The organism is Tardiphaga sp. (assembly GCF_044336785.1).
Taxonomy (GTDB): Bacteria; Pseudomonadota; Alphaproteobacteria; order Rhizobiales; family Xanthobacteraceae; genus Tardiphaga.
In genome coordinates this window covers 23,406-33,759 of record NZ_JBIIOT010000021.1, presented here as the reverse complement: position 1 = coordinate 33,759, position 10,354 = coordinate 23,406, and the positions used below count along the sequence as shown (strand labels likewise).

Annotated in this window: 7 protein-coding genes and 1 pseudogene; 1 reads left to right on the top strand and 7 read right to left on the bottom strand. The window is 58.3% G+C overall.

Features of this window, described 5'->3' with window-relative positions; genetic code table 11:
• Window positions 1–79: 79 nt before the first annotated feature.
• From ACIQ2A_RS08945 to ACIQ2A_RS08925, 5 genes and pseudogenes are all read right to left on the bottom strand, one after another.
• Entirely contained in the window at window positions 80–787 is a 708-nt protein-coding gene (locus tag ACIQ2A_RS08945; RefSeq protein ID WP_398478025.1) for a SapC family protein, read from the bottom strand.
• A gap of 297 nt (window positions 788–1,084) precedes the next feature.
• A pseudogene (locus tag ACIQ2A_RS08940) lies at window positions 1,085–1,876 on the bottom strand (FAD-dependent monooxygenase); the annotation flags it as partial.
• 513 nt (window positions 1,877–2,389) lie between these two features.
• Window positions 2,390–3,232 (bottom strand): hypothetical protein, encoded by an 843-nt coding sequence (locus tag ACIQ2A_RS08935; protein WP_398478023.1) that lies wholly within the window; start codon window positions 3,230–3,232, stop codon window positions 2,390–2,392.
• Between the two features lie 5 nt (window positions 3,233–3,237).
• Window positions 3,238–4,554, bottom strand: a complete 1,317-nt coding sequence (locus ACIQ2A_RS08930) for a hypothetical protein (protein ID WP_398478021.1) — start codon at window positions 4,552–4,554, stop codon at window positions 3,238–3,240.
• Window positions 4,555–4,733: 179 nt separating this feature from the next.
• Window positions 4,734–6,887 carry an exonuclease domain-containing protein gene (locus ACIQ2A_RS08925; RefSeq protein ID WP_398478019.1) on the bottom strand — a complete coding sequence of 718 codons (2,154 nt, stop codon included), beginning with the start codon at window positions 6,885–6,887 and terminating at the stop codon, window positions 4,734–4,736.
• A 233-nt stretch (window positions 6,888–7,120) separates the two neighbouring features.
• Here ACIQ2A_RS08925 and ACIQ2A_RS08920 point away from each other — a divergent pair, with 233 nt between their 5' ends.
• Window positions 7,121–8,803 (top strand): alpha-amylase family protein, encoded by a 1,683-nt coding sequence (locus ACIQ2A_RS08920; protein WP_398478017.1) that lies wholly within the window; start codon window positions 7,121–7,123, stop codon window positions 8,801–8,803.
• 60 nt (window positions 8,804–8,863) lie between these two features.
• Here the strand turns inward: ACIQ2A_RS08920 and ACIQ2A_RS08915 are convergent, their stop codons facing one another.
• Together ACIQ2A_RS08915 and ACIQ2A_RS08910 are read right to left on the bottom strand one after the other, a co-directional pair.
• Window positions 8,864–9,463: a peptidase S14 gene (locus tag ACIQ2A_RS08915; protein WP_398478015.1), complete on the bottom strand. Its 600-nt coding sequence runs from the start codon at window positions 9,461–9,463 to the stop codon at window positions 8,864–8,866.
• Window positions 9,460–9,675: a hypothetical protein gene (locus ACIQ2A_RS08910; protein WP_398478013.1), complete on the bottom strand. Its 216-nt coding sequence runs from the start codon at window positions 9,673–9,675 to the stop codon at window positions 9,460–9,462. Before ACIQ2A_RS08910 ends, ACIQ2A_RS08915 begins: the two co-directional genes overlap by 4 nt.
• Window positions 9,676–10,354 lie beyond the last annotated feature (679 nt).

The window sequence follows — 10,354 nt, the reverse complement described above, 5'->3', positions numbered from 1 at the left end:
CTCGCGGGCGGTGAACCGCTACGAAACTGGGACCGTTAAGCGAGAAGCGTTTGCGCGCGTCTCGCCCAAACAGCGTCGTTCAGCTCAATTTTCGAATGGCGTCGATCGCAGTCAGGCTCGAAATATGAGCGTAGATCGCCTGCAGGAGACCTTCCTTGCGCAGGCGTAGAAAATCCTCGTCCGACAATTCGTTCAGCCGCCCGGCATCCACGGTGAGAATGCCGTGCAGGGCCAGCGTCTCGCCGGACTCGAACTTCGCATCGATGGTGACCGGTCGCAGCAGATCGAGCTGCACCAAAGTCGCCATCGCAGCCTCGCCGCGTTTGGCGGCGAGGAAGAACTCATTCATCAGATTGATGCGGTCGGTGAGGACCGGGCGCTCGGTACCTTCATCAGTGAAGATACGTTCGCCCTCTTTGCCTTCGGGCAGCGCATAAGTCTGATCGATGCAGGTGATCGGGTCGCGGCCTTCGATCTCGCCGAACATCAGCGGATAGCGGCGCAGATAGGCTGGAATGTAATTGCCCTGCCATCGGCCTTCGTTCACCAGCGCATTCTTGCCCGAACGCAGCCCGACAAGGAACACTGGCACCGGCGCACCCACGCCCGGCAAAAAAACGATCGGCAGATGTGGAGCCGCAGCGACGAATTCGTCGAATACCGCCGGCACGACATGCGAACCTGCCGCGAAGCCGAAGCGGTTGTCAGCGACATCGAAGGCGAGTTGACGGTGATTATCACGATCAAGAGGGATAATATTACCGTAGAAAATAACACTATCGACCAAGGCGCTTCCCCGAACCAAATACCAACCAGAAACACCAGTTCATCGATGAACTGATCTCACTCGTCTGGTGCTTCGATCATTGGCGCGAAGTGTCGCAGTCGAATGGAGACCGCTCTCTTTAACGTGTCCTTCAGCATAGCTGATAGGCAAATTCGTCAAACTGGATTTGAACTTTAGTTTTTTCTTGATCCAGCGTCTCACGCAGCGGAACTTTCTGCTCGAAGCCCTTCGGCATGTTCCACCGACATTCCACCGCACTTTTGCCTCATAGCCGACTGCCTAACTTTCTTCGTCCGCTTAGCTCCAGAAGCTGCCATCGCGCATTCTGGCATTTATATGCATACCGCAAGAGAGCGATATCCAGGGGCTCACGTGTTGCGTGGGTTTGCCCAACCACCGCGCTACAATGAAGGCGGCCTCACCGAGATCGGCCGCCCTTCCGGTCGCCCAGGCGGTAACGCCATCGGGCCTGACGAGTGCAAACTTTGCGCCGAGCGCGTCTGTCGCGTCTTGTGCGACATAGTCGATGCAACAGCCCCAGCGGCCAAGAGCGCCATCAGTGATACGTCGGACCTGCTATCAAGCAGAAAGCCACGTCCGTTCGCAGATGCCGTTTGACCCTATCGCCGTTGCCCAATTGGAAGTCCGGCACGCTGCGGCCGGCTGGCGAATGGTGCCCGCCCAGATCATAGCGGATCCCGACACCCCACACCCGTCCGGCGAAATAGGTTGTGCCGTCGCGTGTATCCATGAGGTCACGGATGATGGCTTCAATCGCGCAGGAGCGCTCGGCCGCATGACTGCGGCTTGGGCTCGTGACCAATCGAGTATCTGCGCGCCGCGCCGGATGCCGTTCCTGCGCATAGCTGTCAAGCAAGCCTTCCGGAGCACCTCCTCTGATCGTTGCGGCGAGCTTCCAGCCGAGATTCATCGCGTCGCCGAGTCCGCGGTTCAGACCCTGGCCGCCTAGCGGCGAATGGATATGCGCAGCGTCTTTGGCCAGCAGCCACGCCCCTTGCGATATTCGGTTGCCTGAGAGGCGCGGTCGGTCCAGATGGAAGCGAGCAATAGCTTCGAGACGGTGACGTCAGCGCAAGGCCAGCACTGAGTGCAAAGGTCGGGCGGCAGTGGCATCGAACCATGTCTCCACCCGCAATCTCACCAAAATGGTAATTTCTGAACTGCCGGCCGGAGACTTTCGGCAGTTTGGCGGAGCGCAGGGCAGATTACGCAAGCCAGAGACTTATCCAGATATACGGAAGCCAGCCAAATACCGGCCTTTCTTGTCAGATCGGCGATCCGGCTAAACGCCCGGACTGCCTGGCTGGGGCGGGAGTGCTGTTCGAAACTGTCTCCAGAGATTTTCACTGCAAACAGGGAATTTTACAGGGAAAATGCGCTAAGCAGCAGAGGCCGCGCCCCTGTCGCCACCATTTTTGGCTTCCTCTAAGCGCCATTTTGAAAATTTCCCTGGAAACTGATCAGGGAATTTCCCTTATTATGCAGGGACGCATCAAAACGCGATCAGCGATTTTCGCCCCTCTCGAAGTGTTCGGTCGGAGCTAAGAATAGCTACTTCAGCGGCGCACATTCGGAAGTCACTTACGAACGGGTTCTCCCGACTGGCAGAGACGTGGAATCGGCAGCCGGCGCCATGGTCAGAATGTTTAAGCTCTTCAACTCGTCCTGTTTGAACACGAACAGTCGGTCTTTCGGCGTTTCCATTGCATGCACCCACACCTGGAGATTGATCCCCATATCGCCAAGGTAGCGTTGACAACGTGCCGAAATGCGCTGCGCATCGCTCATATCGTCGCGTGGAGCGATCGGATCCGGCTGGTTGGGAGAAAACACCTGATGCACGCCGATCGCCGCCTTGTCGCCGGCACGGCGCTCGACACCCCCGAAGAACATCAAGGGACAAGACGAAGCGCAAAGCTTGCCGGCATCGACCTCGGTGGCCAGCTTCCTTTCGCGGATCAGCCGGCCCATCGCTAAGGCATCGCCGACGGATCCGCCCGGCGAGTTGAGCACGACCGTCTTTACATAGTCGCCACGCTTGCCGATCTCGGCGGCAAACGCTTCCGAGACACCGGGTGTGATCATCCCCGTGGCCAATAGCCGTCCGCCGCCAACAAGTTCGAAGGTCATCGCCTTGGCAAGCGCCCCATCCGGTTGTGGCATCGGTACGCCGCGCCGATCGTTGCCCGGAAGTAACGGTGCCAATATCGCCGGCACGCTCAATCCAGGCGTTGCTTGTTTGGTATCTGCTGGCGACGATGCAGGGTCTGTCGGCTTCAACAAGTCATTCATGCCGGCGAGATCAAGCGCCAGGACCGCGATGGTGACGCCGACGACGCCGCGAAAAATTGTTCGCAGGATTGCGTCGTCGGGATAGTCCGCGAGCCACGCAGAGAACCGTTGCTGCAATGTGGTGCGTCCCATGACGCTCACTTGCCCTGACGTGCGGTGGACAGCGGGGTAACGTTCTCGTCGCTGGCGACTTCGGAGACGCGCGCAGGCTCATCCGGCGGCACCGGATTGGGGGTGCCCTCGCGCGCCGCCGCGACTTCCTTGGCCATCTGCAATGCCGCCATCATCTCGCCAACGGTCATCTCGCTCACAGCAACGGTGGGAGCGCCTTCACGGCGGATGGCAGCATGCACCACGCAGAGGATCAGCACCAGCACCGCCGGCATCAGGTCGATAGAAATCGCGCCGGCCCAGCTCGGGATGAAGTCGCTGGCATAGCGTAGCACGGCTTCCGCCGGCGACATGGCCTGGAAGCGCACCGGCTCGATCTTCGGCAGCGCCAGGATCTTGTCCGCGGCGTCAGCCAGCGAGTTGGCCTGCGCCGCGATCGATCCTTCGACCTTGCTCACGACAGCAGTCTGTCGGTCCGCGAGATCACCGCGTCCGCCAGCAGCGGGCGCGATGAAGCCGGAGGTCAGTGAGGTCGCGGCGCGTTTCACTGCGGGCGCGACCGAGGTCTGCTGCAAATTGGCGATCACGCCCATCAGCGCCAGCGACTCGGTGGCAAATGCATCGCTGCGGCTTGCGATCGGGCCGCGATCGGAGATCAGTTCGCGCATCTTGGCGAGATGCTTGCCGCCTTGCTCGAACAGCGTGGAGACGCGCTTGCCGGAGTTTTGAACCTCCTGACCGAGCCCTTCGAGCTGGCCGGACATCTGGGTCAGGAGCTGCACAACGGTGCCGGAACCCGACGTGCCCGTCAGCGATCCGGTGCGCTCGGCATCTGCCAGTTTGGCGAACCGCGACGACGCAAGCTGGATATCCGGCAGCAGGCTCTGCGCGGCGATGGCGTTGCTGTTCGCCGTGTCGAGATCGCGGGTGTAATTCTGCACAGTAATGGCGAGATGCTGCTGAACCGCCGCCGCGCCGGCCAGTGCCGAGGCGTTGAGCCAGGACGACATGGCCACAATCATGAGCGAGCCGAGCGCCATGCAGCCAAACATCAGCGCGCGCCCCCGGCGGTCGACCACATGCGGCATGAAGTGCATCAGGAACACCCAGAAGGCATAGATGCCAACCGAGACGGCGACCGCATAGATGACGGCGGCGAAGAACACTGTCGTCGGGCTGCCGTTTAGAAGTTCGCGGACGCCGAGATACGTATAGACGCCGGCAGCGAGAGCGAGGATGGCAGTGGTCAACCGCAGGGTCACTTCGAGGCGGGCGACGCCCTTGGAGAGAATTGCGGATACCGAAGCGACAGGCGCGGTGACACGAGGCGCGGAAAGGGGCATGGGTCAGTCCCGTTTCAAAAGTCATGAAATGTGGTGGCCAGCGTGCGCCCCCCGGATCCGGCTCTTAAAATTCGGACCCCGCTCGCTAAGTCACTCAGCTAACGAAGAAAATCGGCTAGATTGTGTTCGTCGCGCGAGGTTTGGACCGGACCGCAGCCTGCATTTGTGCGGCGCGCCCACTAAGCGGCGCGATCGTCGAGAAGACTTTTCTGCCGCTTTGCGTTCATGAGATTGAGAAGGCCGGCGGCCGCTCGTGCGTCGCTGAGCGCGCGGTGATGGCTTTCCAGATCGATGTCGAAGACGCGACTGAGGTTGCCGAGGCCATAGGATTCAAGACCCGGATGTGTCTTCCGCATACCCGCGCACGTGCACACCTTCGGACATCTGAAGCGACGCTCCAGCCGCTCGAACTCGCTGGATATGAACCCGTAGTCGAAATTCACATTGTGCGCGACGAAGATGCCGTCTGCCATGAACTCCATGAAGCTATCTGCGACCGTTCCGAATACCGGGGCGTCGCGCACCATCGCGTTCGTGATTCCTGTCAGTTGCACGATGCGCGCAGGTATCGACCGTTGCGGATTGACCAAGGAATGCCACTCGCCAACGACTTGATGGTTTCGGATCTTGACGGCGCCAATCTCGGTGATGCGATCATACGACGCCATTCCACCCGTGGTCTCGACGTCCACGACAACATAGTCCTGATCAGGATCGAAGCTGTAGCCGACGCGGTCGATCTCGACAGCGATCTGCGCCTTGCCGAGCTGTCGAAGACGGGTCAGCTGGTTACGACGGATTACGTCCCCCTCGGCTTTTACCTCGCTAAAAGACACTTTGCCGTCTTTCGCAAGCATCAGGTCCGGGAAGCCATCACGCATTGAGCGGAAATCTCGGCACATCGCTTCCATAATGCTCGCCAGTCCCGCGAGATCGACACCCGTCAAAAGCAGTTGCAGGGCTTCGAGACTGACGTGATCCCAAGCGAAGAGACCGTTCGGTCGTCCCCATCTCGCTGCAACTGACTTCAGAACGAAGCTCAAAGCCGAACCGGACCGAACAGCTTGCAGCTTGGCCTCGATTTGAGGCGCGAAGCGATGGGCAAAGCTGCCGTCTTTGAGACAGCGCGGCACCCAGTCAAAACCGCTGTTCAGCTGATCGGTTTCGAACAGTTCATCCCAGAACATGAGGCCGAACAACGAAAGCCAGAGGGTGTTTTCCGCGAAGAACACGCGGAACCCCTGTCGCCGCTTGTAAGCCGCAACGCCCGCTTCCGGATTGCCGCGATGGGCATCATCGATCAAAATTGTCGCCGCAGCTCGCAGCATTTCGGTGCATGCGCCTGTTCGGCGGCCACCAAATTTGCGCGCATGAAAATCCGTGGCGAATGTAAACTCGTCGTCCGACACCGGATCGTCGATCATCTGCCGGATGAGCGCCTCTGCCTCGGTTTTCTCACCCGCGGCATAAATGATCCGCACCAACCGCTCGCGACAATCTGCGGAATCGCTGGCCTGATATAGCCTTCTTGCAAGATCAAGATCGCCGAACTTCTCGAAATATTGGCCAACACGGCATGCAATACGGCCACGCAGCTCCGACGCATAGTCCGTCGGGCAAGACGGTCCGGTGAGGATTGCATCGGCTGCCTGCTGATAAACGTCGAGGCCTTTCTCCTCGATACGGTCCGCCAGCTGACTGTAGTAGAAGCAGGCCCTCGCTTCTTCAGCATCCTCGAAGCGCGCGCTGAAACCTGTCGCACCGTTGGTTCTGAGCAGCCCGAGATCACGGAGCGCGAAGTTCTTCAGATCGACCTCGGTTTTGCCGAAATAGAGATATAGCTGGAAATCGATCGGCGCGGTGTTGGCCAACACCACAAACCGCTCACCGTCGCAATATTCGATCGCAACGTCGAACGGGACACGTTCAACGAAAAACGCGATCAGCGTGGGTTTCGACCATGACGAGCGAGCATCCGAATAGCCGGCGCTCCTGGCTGAGGCCAGAAGCTGGGCCTTCGGAAGGCGCGACAACAACGCCGCATAATCCTGCACAAGGAGAGAACGAGCATGCCCAATGGCCGCGAGTTCGTTCAATGCGGCCTGCGTATCTCCAATCTCAGCATATCTGAATTGATCGCGATTGAAGACCATGCCGCGTCGATTGATCATGCGCACAAGAAGACACTGCGCGTCGCGCGACATCCGACGAAAACATTGGGAGAAGCGATGATGCTCTTCGGTCAGTATCGACGCATAAGCCTTCGCGACGAAGCCGAGCATCTCCGTGAAATGGTCGAGATAATAATATGTCGGAAGTTTTGGTAAACTCATCGATTGCCGCTACGGCTCCAGCGTGGGGCTCAGGTCGCGTCTGGTGAATGACTTCTCTAAGCTCCATCGGACAAATGTTCACTTTTTGTTCAATCGCAGAGAGAATGTCAAGGAACACTTGCCGCGTCGGCGCGGCTCGTAGACGCGAGTGCCCATCGGCACTTCACTGTTCCGTCGTGGAACATAGGGGTTAGCGCAAACATTGAGCGTCTTCATGCCCTAACAGGTGCTCCATGATCGATGACCTTTGGTACAAAAACGCTGTCTTCTATTGCCTGTCAGTCGGCAGCTTCATGGATTCCGACGGCGATGGGATCGGTGACTTCCGGGGAGTGACGCGGCGCCTCGACTATCTGCACGGCCTCGGCATTACTGCTATATGGCTGATGCCTTTCCAGGCATCCCCGGGCAAAGATGATGGCTATGATATCTCCGATTATTACAGCGTCGATAAACGCTACGGCACGCTAGGCGACTTCGTTGAATTCACCCATGGCTGCCATCAGCGCGGCATCCGCGTGATCATCGACCTCGTCGTCAATCATACGTCTGATCAGCATCCATGGTTCAAGGCCGCGCGCAGCTCGAAAGAGTCGCCCTATCGGGACTGGTACGTCTGGTCAGACAAAAAACCGGCCAATGCGAACAAGGGCATGGTGTTTCCAGGGGTGCAGAAGACAACCTGGACTCACGATAAGACATCGAAATCGTGGTACTTCCACCGGTTCTACGACTTTCAGCCTGATCTCAATACGTCCAATCCACACGTCCAGGCCGAGATCCTCAAGATCATGGGCTTTTGGTTACAGCTTGGCGTATCCGGCTTTCGCATGGATGCGGTGCCCTTCATCATTGCCACCAAAGGACCCAAGGTAAACAAGCCGGTCGAGCAATACGATATGCTGCGCGTCTTCCGCGAGTTTCTGCAGTGGCGCAAGGGTGATGCGATCGTGCTGGCAGAGGCCAATGTGCTTCCGGAAACCGACATGGAATATTTCGGCGACGATGGTGACCGGATGCACATGATGTTCAACTTCCACGTCAATCAGCATCTCTTCTACGCGCTGGCTGCGGGCGATGCCCGTCCGCTGGCGGCAGCCATGAAAGTCACAAAACCCCGGCCGGCTACCGCACAATGGGGACTATTTCTGCGCAACCACGACGAACTCGACCTTGGTCGCCTCTCCGAAAAACAGCGGAAGATCGTTTTTGAGGCGTTTGGTCCAGACAAGTCGATGCAACTATACGACCGGGGCATCCGTCGTCGTCTCGCTCCGATGCTAGGCGGTGACCGCAGACGTCTCGAGCTCGCCTACAGCCTGATGTACACACTGCCGGGTACCCCTGTTCTGCGTTACGGCGACGAAATCGCGATGGGCGACGATCTCACCCTCCCCGAACGCAATTGCGCACGCACGCCCATGCAGTGGTCAACCGAGCCTCACGCCGGCTTTACAAAAAGCGAGCGCTCGAAAAACCCGGTCATCGACAAAGGGCCTTACGGCTACGATCATGTCAACGTCGCCATGCAGCGGCGCGATCCGGATTCACTGCTGAACTGGACAGAGCGCATGATCCGAATGCGCAAGGAAGTGCCTGAAATCGGTTGGGGCGATTTTGCGATTGTTGCAACGCGCGATCCGTCTGTGTTGGCAATCCGCTACGACTGGCGCAACAATTCGGTTGTATTCGTCCACAACTTCAACGAGGAGCCGCGCGAGGTCACTCTTGCCATCGGACTGGACGACGAGCGGGATCTGCATCTCATCAACTTGCTGTCCGAAAGCCACAGCCACGCTGACGATCACGGCAAGCATCACCTCATGCTGGAGGGCTACGGCTATCGCTGGTTCAGAACTGGCGGGCTAGATTATCTGCTGAGACGTAGCGACATTGACATCCCTCAATCGAGGTGATGTCTGGGTGACGCTTTCGCCATCCTAGGGAGGTGACACGTTCTTCTCTGCTGATCCGCGCTAAAGAACGGCGCGGACCAAGCCGAGCTTTTGCGCTTCCTGAGCTTCAAGGTACCAGTTGCTGGGCGCTTTCAACAGAAGATCGTCCATCGCGATCTGCGACCCACGAATGAGATTTTCAAAACCTTCATTCTGGATGGCAATCGAGCATTTGATCTCGTTCAAGGTCGCTTCAACAGACGCCAGACACATGGTCAATGGCCCATCAATGGTCAGGGTCTTGCTCAGCTTGCGCTCGTGGATCATCAACCGGCTGCCGCGGGTGACGTAGCGGTTCTCCCGTGCAAAGAAGCTCATGAAGGTCACGCCCGCCGAATAGATGACTGCTTTGCCTAGAAAGACAATGTGCCGATCGGGAAAGATCTCGCTGTGAAAGCGTATATCTTCGCCCATCATGCGGGCAACTTCCGGATCTCCCCCTAAGGTGGAAATTTCGACAACGACCAGCGGTCTATCGAGCGCTGCATCAAGCTGCGCCCGGAAGTTTTTGTACATGTCGTAGTCAACATTGCCCGACAGCAGTATCGCGGGGGTCTGGAAATCCTGCGTCTGCAATGGCAAATCGTGTGCTGTCACGCCGACAGGTGACGTTTGGCTCATTTCGGTTGAACCGGCGCTTTGCCGAGGTCTTTCTCATGCATCGGCGTCTCGCTCGGCTTCACCTGCCCGCTCTGCTGAGCTTTTGAATCCTGAGCGTGCTGTGCGTTCATGCCTATGAACGCGACGATGACAACCAGTCCGACGACAACGCCGGCCAGGAGAAAAAACTTGCTCGTACCCTTTGGGGGCGGGGTTGGATGCGGATTGGGCATAATATCTCTCAGTTGGCCTGCGCTATTACCTCGAACACGGCAGAGACAGCCAAAGTTCCACTCACATCACGCCGTTGAACGAGGTCTTTGCTCGCACTTAACCACACATATTGCTTACGCGGCGGCGTCAGGCTGTTCTCCTTCCCCGCGAGTTGTCCGTGGAAGAGCCGTCTTGCCTCGCCTTCGGCTCCAGCGAACGTTGCGAAATTCGCTGGCAGCAGTCGCGATAGCCGCAGTGGCTGCACCGTCGGCGGCGGTATCGAGCGCGCCTGGATGGGCAAGTGAGCTGGTAAGTATCGAAACGTATGGAAAGAAAGCCCGGCCGTAAGACTCGGCTTTTTACTCTGAGCGAACTGAGCAGGACATACGCGCCCTGACCTCGCCCGAATCGAAGCGGCGGCGCTACTCGTCGATGTCCTGACGCCGGTTCAGCGATCGCTCTCGCAACCATCGAATGAAACTTTCGGAGGCCAGGCAGTCTTGGGCGGCTTGCTCTGTGCTGAATAGGCCCAGCATCTGTTCAATGTTGCTATCCGGCCATCGCACTTCGATGATGTAGCCCTCACCGCGGGGCGCGATGTCGAACTCTGGATGAGGCATTTGCGCCATCCTTCCAACCAACGACCGAGATGCCTCTCACCTGTTCAGGTGAAGCTCTCTCGATACAGTAGGGAATTTA

What these genes read in the sequence shown, in the direction of transcription:
- ACIQ2A_RS08930 (WP_398478021.1), bottom strand. Translation starts at nt 4,554, where the DNA reads ATGCCCCTTTCCGCGCCTCGTGTCACCGCGCCTGTCGCTTCGGTATCC.
- ACIQ2A_RS08910 (WP_398478013.1), bottom strand. Translation starts at nt 9,675, where the DNA reads ATGCCCAATCCGCATCCAACCCCGCCCCCAAAGGGTACGAGCAAGTTT.
- ACIQ2A_RS08935 (WP_398478023.1), bottom strand. Translation starts at nt 3,232, where the DNA reads ATGGGACGCACCACATTGCAGCAACGGTTCTCTGCGTGGCTCGCGGAC.
- ACIQ2A_RS08925 (WP_398478019.1), bottom strand. Translation starts at nt 6,887, where the DNA reads ATGAGTTTACCAAAACTTCCGACATATTATTATCTCGACCATTTCACG.
- ACIQ2A_RS08920 (WP_398478017.1), top strand. Translation starts at nt 7,121, where the DNA reads ATGATCGATGACCTTTGGTACAAAAACGCTGTCTTCTATTGCCTGTCA.
- ACIQ2A_RS08915 (WP_398478015.1), bottom strand. Translation starts at nt 9,463, where the DNA reads ATGAGCCAAACGTCACCTGTCGGCGTGACAGCACACGATTTGCCATTG.